Raw genomic sequence first — 18,268 nt, 5'->3', positions numbered from 1 at the left:
CCGGCCACGACGGCGCGCACCGGCCGAAGGCCTCGCGAACGCGGAGGCGGGCCGCCTTCAGTGCGGACTGCAACGGAATTCAAGAACTCACGGCCCGGCTACGCGTTCGTCGACCGCGCGCCATGATCAACACGGAGAAGGCGAAGTAATGCCGAAGAGGACAGACATCCAGCACGTGCTGGTGATCGGCTCCGGGCCGATCGTGATCGGCCAGGCGGCGGAGTTCGACTACTCCGGCACCCAGGCCTGCCGCGTACTCCGCGAAGAGGGACTGCGCGTCTCGCTGGTGAACTCGAACCCGGCGACCATCATGACCGACCCCGAGTTCGCCGACTCGACCTACATCGAGCCGGTCACCCCGGAATTCGTCGAGAAGGTCATCGCCGAGGAGCGCCCCGACGCGATCCTCGCGACGCTGGGCGGACAGACGGCGCTGAACTGCGCCGTCGCCCTGCACGACCGGGGTGTCCTGGAGAAGTACGGCGTCGAGCTGATCGGCGCCGACGTCGACGCCATCCAGCGCGGCGAGGACCGGCAGAAGTTCAAGGACATCGTCCGCACGATCGGCGCCGAGGTGCCGCGTTCGCGGGTCTGCCACGACATGGACGAGGTCCGCGCGACCGTCGCCGAGGTCGGCCTCCCGGTGGTCATCCGGCCGTCGTTCACCATGGGCGGGCTCGGCTCGGGCATGGCGCACACCGACGAGGAGCTGGAGCGGCTCGCTTCCACCGGTCTCGACGAGTCGCCGGTCACCGAGGTGCTCATCGAGGAGAGCGTCCTCGGCTGGAAGGAGTTCGAACTCGAGCTCATGCGCGACCGGCACGACAACGTGGTGGTCGTCTGCTCGATCGAGAACATCGACGCGATGGGCGTGCACACCGGCGACTCGGTCACCGTCGCGCCCGCGATGACCCTGACCGACCGCGAGTACCAGCACATGCGCGACGTCGGCATCGCCGTGCTGCGCGAGGTCGGCGTCGACACCGGCGGCTGCAACATCCAGTTCGCGATCAACCCCGAGGACGGCCGCATGGTCGTCATCGAGATGAACCCGCGTGTGTCCCGCTCCAGCGCGCTGGCGTCGAAGGCGACCGGGTTCCCGATCGCCAAGATCGCCGCGAAGCTCGCCATCGGCTACACCCTCGACGAGATCCGCAACGACATCACAGGCGAGACCCCGGCGGCCTTCGAGCCGACGCTGGACTACGTCGTGGTGAAGGTGCCGCGGTTCGCCTTCGAGAAGTTCCCGGGTGCCGACCCGACGCTGACCACGACGATGAAGAGCGTCGGCGAGGCGATGTCGTTCGGCCGCAGCTTCCCCGAGGCGCTCGGCAAGGCGCTGCGGTCCATCGACACCAAGGCCACCGGCTTCTGGACCCGCCCCGACCCCGAGGGCGCGACGCTGGAATCCGTGCTGGAGGCACTGCGCACCCCGCACGACGGGCGTCTCTACGAGGTGGAGCGCGCGCTGCGGTTCGGCGCCACCGTCCAGCAGGTGCACGAGGCCTCGGGCATCGACCCCTGGTTCATCGACCAGATCGCCCTCATCGGCGAGGTCGGCGCCGAGGTCCGCGACGCCCAGGTGCTCGACGAGCCGCTGCTGCGGCGCGCCAAGCGGATCGGCCTCTCCGACCGCCAGATCGCCTCGCTGCGGCCGGAACTGGCGGGGGAGGACGGCGTCCGCGCGCTGCGCCGCCGTCTCGGGGTGCGGCCGGTGTACAAGACCGTCGACACCTGCGCGGCCGAGTTCGCGGCCAAGACGCCGTACCACTACTCGGCCTACGAGACCGACCCCGCGGCGCAGTCGGAGATCACCGCGCAGACCGAGAAGCCGAAGGTGCTGATCCTCGGCTCCGGGCCGAACCGCATCGGGCAGGGCATCGAGTTCGACTACTCGTGCGTGCACGCCGCGATCGCCTTGCGCGAGGCCGGTTTCGAGGCCGTCATGGTCAACTGCAACCCCGAGACCGTCTCCACCGACTACGACACCTCGGACCGGCTCTACTTCGAGCCGCTGTCGTTCGAGGACGTCCTCGAAGTGGTCAACGCCGAGCAGGAGTCGGGCACCGTCGCCGGGGTCATCGTGCAGCTGGGCGGCCAGACGCCGCTCTCGCTCGCGAAGCGTCTCGCCGACGCCGGTGTGCCGGTGATCGGCACCTCCCCGGACGCGATCCACCTCGCCGAGGACCGCGGCGCGTTCGGCGAGGTCCTCACCGACGCCGGGCTGCCCGCGCCGAAGTACGGCACGGCGACCTCGTTCGAGGGCGCGAAGCGGATCGCCGACCAGATCGGCTACCCGGTCCTCGTGCGGCCGTCCTACGTGCTCGGCGGGCGCGGCATGGAGATCGTCTACGACGAGGAATCCCTCGCCGGCTACATCCACCGCGCCACCGAGGTCACCCCCGAGCACCCGGTGCTCGTGGACCGGTTCCTCGACGACGCCATCGAGATCGACGTCGACGCGCTGTTCGACGGCGACGAGCTCTTCCTCGGCGGCGTCATGGAGCACATCGAGGAGGCCGGGATCCACTCCGGCGACTCCTCGTGCGCGCTGCCGCCGATCACGCTGGGCCGGACCGACATCGAGACGGTGCGCCGCTCGACCGAGGCCATCGCGCGCGGCGTCGGCGTCCGCGGGCTCCTGAACGTCCAGTACGCGCTCAAGGACGACGTCCTGTACGTCCTGGAGGCCAACCCGCGCGCGTCGCGGACGGTGCCGTTCGTGTCGAAGGCGACCGCGGTGCCGCTGGCGAAGGCCGCGGCGCTGATCATGACCGGCTCGTCGATCAAGGACCTGCGCGAGTCCGGCGTCCTCCCGGCCGAGGGTGACGGCGGCCACATGCCCGCCGATTCGCCGGTCGCGGTCAAGGAGGCGGTCCTGCCGTTCCACCGCTTCCGCACCCCCGAGGGCCACGGCGTCGACTCGCTGCTCGGCCCGGAGATGAAGTCCACCGGCGAGGTCATGGGCGTGGACGTCTCCTTCGGCAAGGCGTTCGCCAAATCGCAGGCCGGTGCCTACGGTTCGCTGCCGACTTCCGGCAAGGTGTTCGTCTCCGTCGCCAACCGCGACAAGCGTTCGCTGGTCTTCCCGGTGAAGCGGCTGGCGGATCTCGGGTTCGAGATCCTCGCCACCTCGGGTACCGCGGAAGTGTTGCGGCGCAACGGGATCGGCTGCACCGTCGTGCGCAAGCACTACGAGGGTTCGGCCGAGGGGGAGCAGAACGTCGTCGACGTCATCCTCAGCGGTGAGGTGCAGATGGTGATCAACACCCCGTACGGCAACAGCGGTCCGCGTATCGACGGCTACGAGATCCGCACCGCCGCGGTGTCGCGGGACATCCCCTGCATCACCACGGTGCAGGGCGCGGCGGCGGCCGTGCACGGGATAGAGGCCGTCATCAAGGGCGACATCGGCGTGCGGTCGCTGCAGAGCCTGCAGGCGGCGCTGAAGGCCAAGGCATGAGCGAGCGGTTCGGGGCGAGGCTGGCGCGGGCGGTCGCGGAGAAGGGACCGCTCTGCGCCGGGATCGACCCCCATCCCGGGTTGCTCGAAGCGTGGGGTCTGCCGGCGGACGCGGGCGGACTGGAGAAGTTCGCCCTCACGGCCGCTGAGACGCTCGCGCCCGAGGTCGCGGTGATCAAGCCCCAGTCGGCCTTTTTCGAGGCCTACGGGCCTCCTGGGGTCGCCGTTCTGGCCAAGACGATGAAGGTGTGCCGGGAAGCGGGCGCGCTCGTCCTGCTGGACGTCAAACGCGGCGACATCGGTTCGACGATGGCGGCGTACACGGCGGCGTTCCTGCCCGCCGGCGCGGAACTCGAGGCGGACGCGATCACGGTGTCGCCCTACCTCGGTTTCGGTTCGCTGGCCCCCGCGCTGGAGGTCGCGCAGGCGCAGGGCAAGGGTCTGTTCGTCCTCGCGCGCACCTCCAACCCGGAGGCGCAGGGATTGCAGAACGCCTTGCTGCCCAACGGAAAGACCGTCGCGCAGGACATCGTCGACACGGCGGCCGGGTACAACGCGGGCGTCGGCCCCCTGGGTGACATCGGTGTCGTCGTCGGCGCCACCATCGCGCCGGGACAGCTCGACCTGAGCGGGTTGAACGGTCCTGTCCTGGCACCCGGTTTCGGGGCACAGGGGGCCACTCCGGCCGATCTGCGGGCCCTTTTCGGCCCGGGACTGCCGGGTGTGCTCCCCGCGTCGTCCCGCGACGTCCTCAGGCACGGGCCGGACCCCGAAGCGTTGCGTGCGGCCGTTCGGCGGACCCGGGATTCCCTCGGTCCCCTGGAAAAAGGCCAATAGCAGGCCCGGGAATCCGTCATGACCGGCCACCCCCGCATTGTGGGCCGAGGTAACGGGTGGGTACCGTCGCCACACCCACCCAGATTTGAGAACTACCGGAGGAAAACGTGGCACTTCCCCAGCTGACAGAGGAACAGCGCGCTGCGGCGCTGGAGAAGGCCGCCGCCGCCCGCCGCATCCGTGCTGAGCTGAAGGAGCGGCTGAAGCGGGGCGGTACCACTCTGGTCGACGTGTTGAAGCAGGCCGAGGAGAACGAAGTCCTCGGCAAGATGAAGGTCTCGGCTCTGCTCGAGGCTCTTCCGGGCGTCGGCAAGGTCCGTGCCCAGCAGACCATGGAACGACTGGAGATCGCACCCAGCCGTCGTCTTCGCGGCCTCGGCGACCGGCAGCGCAAGGCGCTGCTGGCCGAATTCAGCGGCGAGTGAGCGGCACCGGTCAGGACCACCCGGTGAACCCGGGCGCTGACCGCGGCGGTGAGCCGGTGGCGGGAGTCGAATCCCGGCACCGGCTCACGGTCGTCTCGGGGCCTTCGGGGGTCGGGAAGTCGAGCGTGGCGGGGGAGCTGCGCAAGCTGGATCCGAAGATCTATTTCAGCGTCTCGGTGACCACCAGGAAGCCGAGGCCGGGTGAGGTGGACGGCGAGCACTACCACTTCATCGACCGGGCCGAGTTCGACCGCATGGTCGCCGACGGCGAACTGCTCGAACACGCCGAGTTCGCGGGCAACTGCTACGGCACCCCGCGCGGGCCCGTGGAGCGGGTGCTGGCCGAGGGCCGCAACGCGATCCTGGAGATCGAACTCCAGGGCGCGCGGCAGGTCCGCAAGGCGATGCCGGAGGCCCGGCTGGTGATGCTGATGCCGCCGTCGTGGGACGAACTGGTCGGCAGGCTGACCGGTCGCGGCACCGAGAACGAGGCCGCCGTGAAGGCCAGGCTGGCCGAGGCCGAACGCGAACTCGCCGCCGCCGGGGAGTTCGACGAGCGCGTCGTCAACGCCGACGTGCGAGAGGCCGCCGAGCAGTTGCTAAACTTGATAACCGGCGACAAAGTAAACCGAAGATTCGGAGCACCACGAGTGACGACTCAGGCCACGCTGCACGAAGAGCTCGAAGGCATCACCAACCCGCCCATCGACGACCTCCTCGAGAAGGTCAGCTCGAAGTACGCGCTGGTGATCTACTCGGCCAAGCGCGCTCGCCAGATCAACGACTACTACGCCCAGCTGGGCGAGGGTCTCCTGGAGTACGTCGGCCCGCTGGTCGAGCCGGGCCCGCGCGAGAAGCCGCTGTCCATCGCCCTGCGCGAGATCCACGGCGGCCTGCTCGAGCACACCGAGGGTGAGTAAACCCAGGGTTGTTCTGGGCGTAGGGGGCGGGATCGCCGCCTACAAGGCCTGTGAGGTCCTGCGCGGGCTGACCGAATCCGGTCACGACGTCCGCGTGGTCCCCACCGAAGCCGCGCTGAACTTCGTCGGCGCGGCCACCTTCGAGGCACTCTCCGGGAACCCGGTGCACACCGGCGTGTTCACCGAAGTGCCCGAGGTCCAGCACGTCCGCGTCGGCAAGGAAGCCGACCTGGTGATCGTCGTGCCCGCCACGGCGAACCTGCTCGCCAAGGCCGCGCACGGCATCGCGGACGATCTGCTGACGAACACCCTGCTCACCGCCCGGTGCCCGGTCGCCTTCTTCCCGGCGATGCACACCGAGATGTGGGAGCACCCGGCCACCCGCGACAACGTGGCGCTGCTGCGGTCGCGCGGCCTGGTCGTCGCCGAACCCGCCGCCGGCAGGCTGACCGGCAAGGACACCGGCAAGGGACGGCTCGCCGACCCGGCCGAGATCGTCGACCTCGCCCGGCTCCTGCTCGCCGTGCCGAAGGCCCTCACGCGTGACCTCGAAGGCGTGCGCGTGGCCATTTCGGCGGGCGGCACCCGTGAGCCGCTGGATCCGGTCCGGTATCTGGGCAACCGTTCGTCGGGCAAGCAGGGTTACGCGCTGGCCCGCGTCGCCGCCCAGCGTGGCGCCGAGGTCACCCTGGTCACCGCGCACACCGTCGCGCTGCCGGAGCCCGCGGGCGCGAAGGTCGTCCACGTGTCGACCGCCGAGGAGATGCGCCAGGCCATGCACGCCGAGGCCGCCTCCGCCGACGTCCTCGTGATGGCCGCCGCCGTCGCCGACTTCCGGCCTTCGAACCGGGCCGATCACAAGATCAAGAAGTCCGACGACGCGCCGGATCCCGTCGTCGAACTCGCGCGCAACGCGGACATCCTGGCCGAACTGGTGCGGAATCGGACCCCTGGCCAGGTGGTCGTCGGGTTCGCCGCCGAAACAGGGGACGATAAGGGTGGCGTCCTCGACCACGCCAGGGTCAAACTCAAGCGCAAGGGCGCGGATCTGCTGGTGGTGAACGCCGTCGGTGAAGGGAAGGCCTTCGGCACCGAGGACAACTCGGGCTGGCTGCTCGGGGCCGACGGCGCCGAAATCCCGATCCCGCTCGGCGCCAAGGCCGAACTCGCGTCCACATTGTGGGATGCTGTTGTGACCTTGATGAAGCGTTGAGAGCCCCCAAAGCGATAGTCAGTAGGCTTGAGTTCAAGCTGAGGGGTGCCTAACTTTCTAGGCATCAGACGTCTAGGTGAGGGAGTGACGGGCACCGTGACCGCGTCCACGAGCAGACTGTTCACATCGGAATCGGTGACTGAAGGTCATCCCGACAAAATTTGCGATGCCATCAGCGACTCGATCCTGGACGGCCTGCTGGCCAAGGACCCGCGCAGCCGGGTGGCGGTCGAAACCCTCATCACCACCGGGCAGGTGCACGTCGCCGGCGAGGTGACCACCGAGGCCTACGCGGACATCCCGACCATCGTCCGCGACGTGATCCTGAAGATCGGCTACGACTCGTCGGCCAAGGGTTTCGACGGCAACTCGTGCGGCGTCAACGTCGCGATCGGCTCCCAGTCGCCGGACATCGCGCAGGGTGTCGACACCGCGTACGAGTCCCGTGTGGAATCCGACGAGGACGAGATCAACCGCCAGGGCGCCGGCGACCAGGGCCTGATGTTCGGCTACGCCTGCTCGGACACCCCCGAGCTGATGCCGCTGCCGATCGCGCTGGCGCACCGGCTCTCGCAGCGGCTGACCCGGGTCCGCAAGGAAGGCGTGCTGCCGTACCTGCGCCCGGACGGCAAGACCCAGGTCACCATCGAGTACGCCGGCGACCAGCCGGTGCGGCTCGACACGGTGGTCGTGTCCACCCAGCACGCGGACGGCATCGACCTGGAGCAGATGCTCGGCGTCGACGTCCGTGAGCACGTGGTCGCCCCGGAGATCGCCGAGCTCGGGCTCGACACCTCCGACGTGCGGCTGCTGGTCAACCCGACCGGCCGCTTCGTCATCGGCGGACCGATGGGCGACGCGGGCCTGACCGGCCGCAAGATCATCGTCGACACCTACGGCGGCATGGCCCGTCACGGTGGCGGCGCGTTCTCGGGCAAGGACCCCTCCAAGGTGGACCGCTCGGCCGCGTACGCGATGCGCTGGGTGGCGAAGAACGTCGTCGCCGCCGGGCTCGCTTCCCGCGCCGAGGTCCAGGTCGCGTACGCGATCGGCAAGGCGGCCCCGGTGGGCCTCTTCGTCGAGACCTTCGGCACCGAGACGGTCGACCCGTCGAAGATCCAGGCCGCCATCACGGAGGTCTTCGACCTGCGTCCGGCCGCGATCATCCGCGACCTCGACCTGCTTCGCCCGATCTACGCGCCGACGGCCGCGTACGGCCACTTCGGCCGTCCCGAGCTGGCGCTCCCGTGGGAGAGCACGGCGCGGGCCGCGGACCTGAAGTCGGCCGCGGGCGCCTGATCCGTCGTTGCGTTCCGTTCCGTGAAGGCCTCCTTGCCTACCTTGAGGGTAGGGAAGGAGGCCTTCACGGCGTTTGGGGTCGGAGCCAGGTTGCGCGTGTGCCGTCCATCCAGTCACGCGTGTCGTCCGCCGGATCACGCGTGTCGTCCGTTCGATCACGCGAGGCCGCCAGGTTGAGACCCCGGCGTGCGTGGTGCTGGCGCGTCGCTGCTTGCCGGAGGTACATGAAGGGGTCCTTCCTGTACCTAGGCGCAAGGAAGGGGGCCTTCATGTACTCGGGAGGCCTTCACGGCACTCCACAGCGAGATGGCTCCAGCAGCCGTGCAATGAAAGGTCCTTTCCTTGCAAATTTCGCAAGCAACGGACCGTTCATTGCACGCGGTGACGGGCACTGGCGACAGCGTCTGGTAGAGATCACCGGGTGAGCAGCAGTCCCGAACCGACCCCTCTGTGGGACCTTCCGGAGCCGAAGGCCGAGCCCGCGCGGAAGGCCAAACCGGCGCGCGCGAAAACGGCCAGCCGTCGTGGGGCACAGAACCCCGCGCCCGAGAACCCGGTCGCGCGGATCGTCGTGGACATCCCGCTCACCCATCTCGACCGCACCTTCGACTACCGGATCCCCGAGAAACTGCACGAAACCGCCGTCCCCGGCTGCCGGGTGCGGGTCCGGTTCGCGGGCCAGCTCGTCGACGGGTACCTGGTCGAGCGCGCCGACACCACGGAGTTCACCGGGAAGCTCGCGTACATCGACAGGGTGACTTCCAGCGAGCCCGTGCTGCCCCCGGCGCTGCTCACGCTCTGCCGGTCCGTCGCGGACCGCTACGGCGGCACGCTCAGCGACGTCCTGCGGCTCGCGATCCCGTCCAGGCACGCGAAGGCCGAGGGCGAACCGCCCGCCGAGCCCGCGCCGACGCCGGAACCGCCCGAAACCACCGCCTGGGAGAAGTACCAGAGCGGTCCGGCGTTCCTGGAGGCCGTCGCGGAACGGCGCCCGGCCAACGCGGTCTGGCAGGCGCTGCCGGGGGAGGACTGGCCGCGCCGCCTCGCCGAAGCGGCCGCCGTCGCGGCTTCCGCGGGCCGGGGTGTGGTCATGGTCGTGCCCGACCATCGTGACCTGACCCGGCTGCACGACGCGTGCGTTTCCTTGCTGGGCGCCGATTCCGTGGTCGCGTTGATCGCGGGGCTCGGCCCCGCCGAGCGGTACCGCCGCTGGCTCGCGGTGCTGCGCGGCGCGGTGCGCGTCGTCGTCGGCACGCGCGCGGCGATGTTCGCGCCGGTCGCCGATCCCGGTCTGTTCGTGGTGTGGGACGACGGCGACGACGTCCACCTCGACCAGCACGCGCCGTATCCGCACGTCCGTGACGTGCTGATGGATCGCGCGCACGCCGCGAAGGGCTCCATGCTCGTCGCCGGTTTCGCGCGCACCGCCGAAGCGCAGTTCCTGGTGGAATCGGGCTGGGCGCAGCCTCTCGTGGCCGCCCGGCCGGAACTGCGGGCGGCGGCGCCAAGGGTCACGCCGGTCGGCGAGGACTTCGACGTCGCGCGGGACGAAGCGGCCAAGGCCGCGCGGCTCCCGTCGGTCGCCTTCGAGGCGGCCAGGCAGTCGCTGGCGGGCGGATTCCCCGTGCTGGTGCAGGTTCCGCGTCGCGGGTACGTCCCGGGACTCGCGTGCGGCAACTGCCGGACGTCGGCGCACTGCCGTCGGTGCGCCGGTCCGCTTTCCTTGCCGGGCGGGCTGATCGACGGCGCGCCGAGGCCGCCCGCCTGCCGGTGGTGTGGCGTCCCCGAGACGAACTTCCATTGCGTGGCTTGCGGTTCGGTGCGGTTGCGGGCGGTCGTCGTCGGGTCGAAGCGCACCGCGGAGGAACTGGGCCGCGCGTTCTCCGGCTTCCCCGTGCGGACGTCGGGCGCGACGGAGGTTTTGGATTCGGTGCCCGGAAAACCGGCGCTGGTCGTGTGCACGCCGGGCGCCGAGCCGGTCGCGGAAGGCGGCTACGGCGCAGCGCTGCTGCTGGACGGCTGGGCGCTGCTGGGGCGGCAGGACCTGCGCGCGGGGGAGGAGACCCTGCGGCGCTGGATGGCGGCGGCGGCCCTGGTGCGGCCGGGGACCGAAGGCGGTCGCGTGTTCGTCGGCGCGGAAGCGGGCCTTTCCGTGGTGCAGGCGCTGGTGCGCTGGGACCCGGGCTGGCACGCGAGCCTCGAACTGGCCGAGCGGCGCGAACTCGGTTTCCCGCCCGCGATGCGGATGGCGAGTATCGAAGGCACGCCGGACGCGGTCGGCGGACTGCTCGACGACCTCGCTCTCCCGGAGACCGGCGAAGTGCTGGGCCCGGTGCCGCTCGGCGAGGTCGACGAGGACGGCAACGCCGAACGGGAGCGGGCCCTGGTGCGCGTCGCGCGTCCGGACGGGAAGGCGCTCGCCGCCGCCGTCCACGCCGCGGCCGCGCGCCGGGACGCGCGCAAGGCGTCCGAGCCCATCCGGATCCAGCTGGACCCGCTGGAACTCATCTAGCGCCCCCGCGTTTCGTCCTCTGAATGCGGTGGTTCGACAGCGAACCATCGCATCCAGAGGACGAAATGCGTGGGGTTAGAGGGTCGTGCCGGGGGTCGCGAGGACGTCGGCGCGGGCCGAGGCGCCCGGAGCGGGCGAAGCGGCCTTCGTGGCGGAGCCACCCAAAGCGGCCGTGAGCAGCGTGACGATCTGCGACGAGATCGCCGCCCGCCGCGCCTCGAAGTCGGCGTCGGTCAGGGCCGAAGGATCGGTGGGTGTGCCGAGGACGGGCGTGTGCAGGTGCCCGCCCGCGATCCCGGTCAGGCCGAGGCCCGTCCGGAGCCGATTGCTGCGATACATGGACTCGTTGCTCAGGTAGTTGCCGCCGCCACCGGAAGCGGCGACCTCACCGGGCTTCGGCGCGTCCGTCCGGCACACCGCGGTCCCCGTCCCCGGTTTCGTACTGTCCGGCCAGACGCAGAACGCCTCGTTGTACAGCACCTGATACGCGCCGGCGGGCGCGGCGAGCATCTTTTCGTACGGCAGCGTGGTTTCGATGAACTGGACGTCCGGCTGCGGCCAGCCGTCGGCGGGCGGGACCGGACCGCGGACGGGCTCGTCGAGGTTGTCCGGCGAACCGCCGCGCCACGCACCCGCCCACCGCTCGATGTCGAAGCGGCCGGGACGACCCTGACTGATCGTCATGATCAGCTCCGGACGGCGGAACCGGTCCTTGAACGCCTGGCCGTAGGCGGCCTCGACGATTCCGGCGTCGAAGTAGCGCCACACCACCGGGAACGACACGGCCTGCACCAGCGCGGGCCCGGTCGGCGTCTGGATGGTCTTGCCGTCGAGATGCAGCGCCGCCGCGCCCGACGGGTTCGCGATGCGGACGCCCGCGCCGTTGAGGGTGAACGGATCGAACCCGCTCACCAGCACCCGGCGCAGCTTCGGGCCGGCGGGGAAGCGGGAATCGTCGAGTCCGCGCGCGCCGAAGTCGAACGTCTTCAGCAGTTTTGCCCGGGCGGGCGCGGACAAGGGGAAACGCGGCGTCCATTGCCGCAACGCCTTGCTCATCTGGAGGCGGGTCCAGTAGAGCGGCCGGTCGTCGGCCTTGTCGATGCTGCCGAGATCCGGACGGCGGCCCTGCGCGCGGTCGACCGCGGTGCGCCAGAGCCCTTCACCGGCGGTCTCGGCGAGCTTCTCGGCCCGCAAAGCGGTCTTCGTGGCGCAGAGACGCGTCGTGAAGTCGGAGACGAGCTTGTCGAATCCGGCGAGCCGGATGAGTTCCGGGCCGACCGCCGGACCACCCGAAGGCATGGTCGCGGTGAGCCGCTTCTCCTCGACGGTGATCGCGGCGGAGTCGTCGAAGCAGGCGCTCGCGCCTTCTGCCTGCGCGACACCGGGGACAGCGAGGACGGGAAGTGCGATGAGCAGCGGGAGGAAGGCGCCCCACCGCCTGCCGGGAGTCTTCATGGCCCGCATTCTGCTCATCCCGCCACGGCCGCACCACCGACGAACGCAGGTCTCGGCGGGTCTTGTCCGGGGTGGACAGGCGGGGCAGACTCGCGCCATGGCCGCGCACAGAAGCATTCCGGTACGCATCACCGCAGTCACCGCGATCGCCGTCCTGGTCGGCACCGCCGCGCCGGGGATGGCGGCGGCAGCGCCACCGACACCCAAATCGCCCACCGCCGTCGGCTATCTGGGCGCGGTGTCGAGTATCGACGCGGACGCGACCGCGATCGGCACGAAGATCCTGCGCGAGGGCGGCAACGCCGTCGACGCCGCCGTCGCGACCGCCGCCGCGCTCGGCGTCACCGACCCGTTCTCCGCCGGATTCGGCGGTGGCGGCTTCTTCGTCTACTACGACGCGCGCTCCGGCAAGGTGCACACCCTCGACGGCCGCGAGACCGCCCCGTCGACCGCGAACGAGAACCTCTTCGTCGAGAACGGCAAGGCGATCCCGTTCGCCGAGGCCGTCACCAGCGGACTGGGCGTCGGCGTCCCCGGCACGCCCGCCACCTGGCAGGAAGCCCTGCGCAAGTGGGGGACCAAGTCGCTGGCGAAGGCGGTCAAACCCGCCGAAGACCTCGCCCGCAAGGGTTTCACCGTCGACCAGACCTTCAACACCCAGATCGCGAACAACGCCGCCCGGTTCTCGGCGTTCCCGTCCACCCGGTCGCTGTACCTGCCCGGTGGCGCGCCGCCCGCGGTCGGCACGACGTTCAAGAACCCGGACCTCGCGGGCACGTACGCGCAGCTCGCCGCGAAGGGCACCGACGTGCTCTACCGCGGCCCGATCGGCGCGGACGTCGTCGACACCGTGCGGAAGCCGCCGGTCGACCCCGCGTCGACGCTGAAGGTGCGCCCCGGTGACATGACCGCGGCCGACCTCGCTAAGTACCGCGTCGTTGAGCGGAAGCCGACGAAGACCCGGTACCGCGGTCTCGACGTGTACGGCATGCCCGCGCCCTCGTCCGGCGGGCTGACCGTCGGCGAGGCGCTGAACATCCTCGAGAACACGAAGCTCTCGAAGCTGGAGAAGGCCGACTACCTGCACTACTTCCTGGAGTCGACCCGGTACGCCTTCGCCGACCGCAACCGGTGGATCGGCGACCCGGCCTTCGTCGACGTCCCGGCGAAGGAACTGATCAGCCAGAAGTTCGCCGACAGCCGCGCGTGCCTGATCGACGCCGCGAAGGCCGGGACCAGTCCGGTCGCGCCGGCGGACCCGCGCAAGCCCACCCCGTGCGTGGCCGGGACGAACCCCGCGCCGACCCCGTACGAGGGCGAGAACACCACGCATCTCACGGTCGCCGACCGGTGGGGCAACGTCGTCGCCTACACGCTGACCATCGAGCAGGAGGGCGGGAGCGGCATCGTCGTCCCGGGCCGCGGCTTCCTGCTCAACAACGAACTGACCGACTTCTCCTTCACCCCGGTGACGCCGGGCGTGCCCGACCCGAACCTGCCGGGCCCGGCGAAGCGGCCGCGTTCGTCGATGGCGCCGACCATCGTGCTCGACCATGGCAAGCCGTTCCTCGCCGTCGGCTCGCCCGGTGGCGCGTCGATCATCACCACGGTGCTGCAGATCCTCACCGGCCGGATCGATCGCGGGCTGAAGCTGGTCGACGCGATCGCCGAACCGCGCGCCTCGCAGCGGAACTCCGCGGCCGCGCAGGTGGAGCAGGCGTTCCTGGACCAGACCGAGGTGCTCAAGGTGCTGAAGGCCAAGGGGCAGGGCTTCTCGACGACACCCGCGGAGATCGGGGCGGCGACCGGCGTCGAACGGCTGCGGGACGGCCGGTGGCTCGCCGCGGCCGAACCGACGCGCAGGGGAGGCGGCTCGGCGGCCGTCGTGCTGCCCTGGCCGCCGCGTTAGGGACGGCCTCGCTCGCGAAGGCCTCTTCGCCTCTCTCGCGCGCTAGGAACGGTCCTTTCCTTGCAAATTTCGCAAGGAAAGGACCGTTCATTGCAGCCGCCGCACCGCAGAGGGAGAGCGAGCGCGCCGGGGTGGTGAGCTCCTTCTAGACTGAGCGGCGATGTTCGCCCAGTCAGAGGTACCCGTCCCCCCGGCGGAGGTGCGTTGATGCGCCTCGTCTTCGCCGGCACCCCCGAACCCGCGGTCCCGTCGCTGCGCGCGTTCCTCGCGTCCGAGCAGCACGAGGTCGTCGCCGTCGTGACCCGTCCGGACGCCCAGGCCGGCCGCGGCCGCCGGGTCGTCCGGTCGCCGATCGGCGCGCTGGCCGACGAGCACGGGATCGAGGTGCTGACCCCGCCGAAGGCGAGCGACCCCGCGTTCCTCGCCCGGCTCGCGGAGATCGCGCCCGACGCGTGCCCGGTGGTCGCGTACGGGGCGTTGCTGCCCCAGGCCGCGCTGGACATCCCGGTGCACGGCTGGGTCAACCTGCACTTCTCGCTGCTGCCCGCGTGGCGCGGCGCCGCGCCGGTCCAGGCCGCGATCCGCGCCGGGGACGAGATCACCGGCGCCTCGACGTTCCGCATCGTCAAGGAGCTCGACGCGGGCCCGGTCTACGGCGTGGTCACCGAGCAGATCGCCGCCACCGACACGGCCGGGGAACTGCTCGGCAGGCTGGCGGAGTCCGGGGCGAAACTGCTCGTGTCCACGATGGACGGAATCGCCGACGGTTCGCTGCGCGCGGTCGAGCAGACCGGCGACGGCGTGAGCTACGCGCCCAAGGTGACCGTCGAGGACGCGCGCGTGTCGTTCGCCGACCCGGCCGCCGCGGTCGACCGGCAGATCCGCGCGGTCACGCCGGAGCCGGGCGCGTGGGCGGAGTTCCGGGGCGAGCGGCTGAAACTCGGCCCGGTGACGGTCGTGGACGAGCCGGGGCCCCCGCCCGGCGAACTCGTCGTGGAGCGCAAGCGGGTGCTGGTCGGCACGGCGTCGAAGCCGGTGCGGCTGGGCGAGGTGCAGGCGCAGGGGAAGAAGCGGATGGCGGCCACCGACTGGGCGCGCGGTACGAGGATCGAACAAGGAGAGCGCCTGCAGTGAACGAGCGTAGGGAACGCCGGCCGTCGAGGCCGCAGCGAGGCCGTCCGGCCCCGCGCAAGGAAGGGCCCAGCCGCCCGCCGCAGATCGACCCGGCCCGGCAGGTCGCCTTCGACGTCCTGCGCGCGGTCCGCGAAGACGACGCGTACGCGAACCTGGTGCTGCCGCAACTGCTGCGCAACCGCCGGATCTCCGGCCGCGACGCGGCGCTGGCCACCGAACTGACTTACGGCACCTGCCGCGCGGTCGGCATGCTGGACGCCGTCATCGCGGCCTGCCTGGACCGCCCGCTGGAGAAGGTCGACGCCATCGTGCTGGACGGCCTCCGTCTCGGCGCGTACCAGCTGCTGCGCACCCGCATCCCCCAGCACGCCGCCGTCGGGTCCACTGTGGACCTCGTCCGCGCCGAAGTCGGTTCCTGGATCGCGGGTTTCGTGAACGCCGTGCTGCGTTCGGTGTCCGAAAAGGACGAAGAGACCTGGCTGAACGAGCTGGCCCCCGACGAGGCCGCCGACCCGATCGGCGCCTACGCCCTGAGGACGGCGCATCCGCGCTGGGTCGCGCGGTCGTTCGCGGAAGCCTTGGGGGACAAGGGTGCGGAGCTGAAGGCGGCCCTGGAGGCCGACGACGACCGTCCCGACGTCCATCTGGTCGCCCGGCCCGGCGAAATCAGCGCCGAGGAGCTGGCCGCCATCACCGGTGGCGACGTCGCGCCGTACTCGCCCTACGGCGTCCGGCTGCCCGCGGGCTCCGGCGACCCCGGCGACCTCGACCCGATCAAGGAAAAGCTGGCCGCGGTGCAGGACGAGGGCAGCCAGCTGTGCGCCTACGCCGTCACGAGGGTCCCGGTCTCGGGCTCCGACGTGCGGTGGCTGGACCTGTGCGCCGGTCCGGGCGGCAAGGCGGCGCTGCTCGGCGCGCTGGCCGTGGCCGCCGGTGCGACCGTCGACGCCGTCGAGAAGGCCCCGCACCGAGCGAAGCTGATCGAGAAGGCGGTCCAGGACCTGCCGGTGACCGTGCACGTCGCCGACGGCCGCGAGACCGGTCTCGAACCGGGCTACGACCGCGTCCTCGTCGACGCGCCGTGCAGCGGTCTCGGCTCGCTGCGGCGCCGCCCCGAGGCACGCTGGCGCCGTCAGCCCAGCGACATCTCGGACCTGACGAAACTGCAGGGGCAGCTGATCACCGCGGCACTGGACCTGGTCCGGCCCGGCGGCATCGTCACCTACGTCGTCTGCTCGCCGCATCTGGCCGAGACCGAAGGCGTCGTGGGGGAGACCGCGCGCCGCGCCGGTGCCCAGATCGTCGACGCGCGGGAGTTCTTCCCCGGTGTCCCGCAGCTCGGCAACGGCCCGTACGTCCAGCTGTGGCCGCACCGCCACGGCACGGACGCGATGTTCTGCGCCGTCCTGCGGAAGCCGGACACCGCCGGGTGAGCAGGGTCCTCGGCCTGGTCGCGAGCTCGTGCGGCGGACTGGACACCCGGTTCGCCGCGCAGCTCGCGAAACCGGCCGCGGACCGCGGCTGGGAGCTCGCGATCACGCTGACCCCCACCGCGGCCCGCTGGCTGGAGACGACCGGCGGGCTCGGCGACCTGGAAAAGTGCACCGAGCTGCCGGTCCGCAGCACCTCCCGGCTACCGGGCGAACCCCGCCCGCATCCGGATCCGGCGGTGTTCCTGTTCGCGCCCGCCTCCGCCAACTCCGTGGCGAAACTGGCGCTGGGCATCGCCGACAACCAGGCGCTGACCCTGCTCGGCGACGTCCTCGGCACGCCGGGCATCACGATCGTGCTGGGCTACCAGATCCAGGACACGCGGGTGCACCATCCGGCGTGGCGGCGCCATCTCGACACGCTCGCCTCCGCCGGGGTCATGACCACGAGGCTCACCCCGGAAACCGCGTGGACCTCGGTGCTGGACCTGCTCCCGGCGGTCTAGCGGGCGCAGAACGCCGTGTCGACCGCGGCCACGAGATGCGCCGACGCCCCGTCCGGCAGCGGGTCCTGGTTGACCACGACGTTCACCTTCTTCCCGTGCGGGACCGCCCCCGAGATGTTCGCGAAGCCGCGGAGGTTCCCGCCGTGGCCCCAGAACCTCCCGCCGCAGGACAGCGGCACCGACGCGATCCCGAGACCGTATTCCGCGCCGGGGATGCCCAGGCCCGCCGGCACGGTCCGCTGCATCTCCGTCAGCTGTGCCCGGTGCAGGAGGCGGCCGTCGACGAGCTCTCCGTAGAAGCGGTTCAGCTCCGCGCCGGTCGAAACGATCCCGCCGGAGGCCCCGGCGAGCGAGGGATCCAGTTCGGTGTAGTCGACGAGACCCGGCGCGTAGCCCCTGGCGTGCGGAAGCGGCAGGCGCTCGTCGCCGCGCGACGGCAGGTAGGTGTGGCGCAGGCCGAGCGGCTCGGCGATCCTCTTCCGGATCTCGGTGGAGACCGAGCGGCCGGTGAGCTTCTCGATGAGCATGCCCGCGATGACGTAGTTCGTGTTGGAGTACTTCCAGTTCGTGCCCGGAGCGAAGTCCGGCGGATGCGCCAGGCCGACCGCCAGCAGCTCCCCGGGTTCGGCGCCGCGATGCCGCCACTCGTCGATGTCGAGATCGCGGACGTAGTTGTACAGCCCGCTCGTGTGCTGCAGCAGCTGCCGGACGGTGATCTTGGTGCCGTCGTTGCCGTTCCCGTGGACGAGACCGGGCAGGTAGCGGTCGATCGGCGCGTCCAGCCGCACCGTTCCCTCGGCGACCAGCTGCAGGACCACGACCGCGACGAAGGTCTTGGTGATACTGGCCGCCCGGAACTTCGAGTCGTGCGGGAACGGTGTCCCGGTCTCGGCGTTCCCGACGCCCTCACGCTCCGACCACGACCGCCCGGATGGGCTCGTCACGGTCGCCTGCGCGCCGGGGACGCCGTCCTGCACCAGTGTTTTCAGCGCTTTGTCGACTTCGTCCCGCGGGTGGGTCACGGCCAGCGCCGGGGTGGCGGTCGTCGCGGCGAGCAGCGCGACCAGTGAACCGACGGCGACGATCTTCTTGCCTGGCAAGGATTTTCGCATGGATTCCACGCTAGGGAGGCTCGGGCGCGGTGGCCATGGGGTGAACCCCCACGC

Annotated in this window: 13 protein-coding genes and 1 pseudogene; 12 read left to right on the top strand and 2 right to left on the bottom strand. The window is 71.0% G+C overall.

What is annotated here, in order from left to right:
* Window positions 1-148: 148 nt before the first annotated feature.
* From carB to ACSMFO_RS07335, 8 genes and pseudogenes are all read left to right on the top strand, one after another.
* On the top strand, window positions 149-3,463 hold the full coding sequence (gene carB / locus ACSMFO_RS07370) for a carbamoyl-phosphate synthase large subunit (protein WP_038515589.1): 3,315 nt from the start codon (window positions 149-151) through the stop codon (window positions 3,461-3,463).
* A complete protein-coding gene (gene pyrF / locus ACSMFO_RS07365) occupies window positions 3,460-4,299 on the top strand; it encodes an orotidine-5'-phosphate decarboxylase (protein WP_436457591.1) in 840 nt (279 codons plus the stop codon). Before carB ends, pyrF begins: the two co-directional genes overlap by 4 nt.
* Window positions 4,300-4,406: 107 nt before the next feature.
* The gene (gene mihF, locus ACSMFO_RS07360) at window positions 4,407-4,724 is read left to right on the top strand and encodes an integration host factor, actinobacterial type (protein ID WP_003096398.1); all 318 of its coding nucleotides are present in this window, start codon (window positions 4,407-4,409) and stop codon (window positions 4,722-4,724) included.
* Window positions 4,721-5,378 (top strand): annotated as a pseudogene (gene gmk, locus ACSMFO_RS07355) (guanylate kinase). Before mihF ends, gmk begins: the two are co-directional and overlap by 4 nt.
* Entirely contained in the window at window positions 5,375-5,644 is a 270-nt protein-coding gene (gene rpoZ, locus ACSMFO_RS07350) for a DNA-directed RNA polymerase subunit omega (RefSeq protein WP_005152353.1), read from the top strand. Before gmk ends, rpoZ begins: the two are co-directional and overlap by 4 nt.
* The gene (gene coaBC, locus ACSMFO_RS07345) at window positions 5,637-6,857 is read left to right on the top strand and encodes a bifunctional phosphopantothenoylcysteine decarboxylase/phosphopantothenate--cysteine ligase CoaBC (protein ID WP_436457588.1); all 1,221 of its coding nucleotides are present in this window, start codon (window positions 5,637-5,639) and stop codon (window positions 6,855-6,857) included. Before rpoZ ends, coaBC begins: the two co-directional genes overlap by 8 nt.
* A gap of 96 nt (window positions 6,858-6,953) precedes the next feature.
* Complete coding sequence (gene metK, locus ACSMFO_RS07340) at window positions 6,954-8,156, top strand: methionine adenosyltransferase (RefSeq protein ID WP_395863509.1); 1,203 nt, start codon at window positions 6,954-6,956, stop codon at window positions 8,154-8,156.
* A gap of 421 nt (window positions 8,157-8,577) precedes the next feature.
* On the top strand, window positions 8,578-10,668 hold the full coding sequence (locus ACSMFO_RS07335; protein WP_436457587.1) for a primosomal protein N': 2,091 nt from the start codon (window positions 8,578-8,580) through the stop codon (window positions 10,666-10,668).
* A 75-nt stretch (window positions 10,669-10,743) separates the two neighbouring features.
* Here ACSMFO_RS07335 and ACSMFO_RS07330 read toward each other — a convergent pair whose 3' ends face one another.
* Window positions 10,744-12,123: a hypothetical protein gene (locus ACSMFO_RS07330; RefSeq protein WP_436457585.1), complete on the bottom strand. Its 1,380-nt coding sequence runs from the start codon at window positions 12,121-12,123 to the stop codon at window positions 10,744-10,746.
* Window positions 12,124-12,220: 97 nt separating this feature from the next.
* Between ACSMFO_RS07330 and ggt the strand changes: the two genes are divergently transcribed.
* From ggt to ACSMFO_RS07310, 4 genes are all read left to right on the top strand, one after another.
* Window positions 12,221-14,032, top strand: a complete 1,812-nt coding sequence (gene ggt / locus ACSMFO_RS07325) for a gamma-glutamyltransferase (protein ID WP_436457584.1) — start codon at window positions 12,221-12,223, stop codon at window positions 14,030-14,032.
* A 207-nt stretch (window positions 14,033-14,239) separates the two neighbouring features.
* Window positions 14,240-15,166, top strand: coding sequence for a methionyl-tRNA formyltransferase (fmt, locus tag ACSMFO_RS07320; protein ID WP_436457583.1), 927 nt, complete (start codon window positions 14,240-14,242; stop codon window positions 15,164-15,166).
* A complete protein-coding gene (locus ACSMFO_RS07315; protein WP_436457581.1) occupies window positions 15,163-16,599 on the top strand; it encodes an RsmB/NOP family class I SAM-dependent RNA methyltransferase in 1,437 nt (478 codons plus the stop codon). Before fmt ends, ACSMFO_RS07315 begins: the two co-directional genes overlap by 4 nt.
* A complete protein-coding gene (locus ACSMFO_RS07310) occupies window positions 16,596-17,102 on the top strand; it encodes a flavoprotein (protein WP_436457580.1) in 507 nt (168 codons plus the stop codon). Before ACSMFO_RS07315 ends, ACSMFO_RS07310 begins: the two co-directional genes overlap by 4 nt.
* Here ACSMFO_RS07310 and ACSMFO_RS07305 read toward each other — a convergent pair.
* Window positions 17,099-18,214, bottom strand: a complete 1,116-nt coding sequence (locus ACSMFO_RS07305) for a serine hydrolase domain-containing protein (protein WP_436457578.1) — start codon at window positions 18,212-18,214, stop codon at window positions 17,099-17,101. The genes ACSMFO_RS07310 and ACSMFO_RS07305 overlap by 4 nt on opposite strands.
* Window positions 18,215-18,268 lie beyond the last annotated feature (54 nt).

This window comes from Amycolatopsis sp. w19, assembly GCF_051373225.1.
Classification (GTDB): Bacteria; Actinomycetota; Actinomycetes; order Mycobacteriales; family Pseudonocardiaceae; genus Amycolatopsis; species Amycolatopsis japonica.
The sequence above is the reverse complement of the archived record's forward strand: the minus strand, read 5'-3'. Positions and strand labels throughout refer to the sequence as shown.

Excerpts from the sequence above, each read along its gene's own strand:
- carB (WP_038515589.1), top strand. The coding sequence starts at position 149 with ATGCCGAAGAGGACAGACATCCAGCACGTGCTGGTGATCGGCTCCGGG.
- pyrF (WP_436457591.1), top strand. The coding sequence starts at position 3,460 with ATGAGCGAGCGGTTCGGGGCGAGGCTGGCGCGGGCGGTCGCGGAGAAG.
- ACSMFO_RS07330 (WP_436457585.1), bottom strand. The coding sequence starts at position 12,123 with ATGAAGACTCCCGGCAGGCGGTGGGGCGCCTTCCTCCCGCTGCTCATC.
- ggt (WP_436457584.1), top strand. The coding sequence starts at position 12,221 with ATGGCCGCGCACAGAAGCATTCCGGTACGCATCACCGCAGTCACCGCG.
- fmt (WP_436457583.1), top strand. The coding sequence starts at position 14,240 with ATGCGCCTCGTCTTCGCCGGCACCCCCGAACCCGCGGTCCCGTCGCTG.
- ACSMFO_RS07305 (WP_436457578.1), bottom strand. The coding sequence starts at position 18,214 with ATGCGAAAATCCTTGCCAGGCAAGAAGATCGTCGCCGTCGGTTCACTG.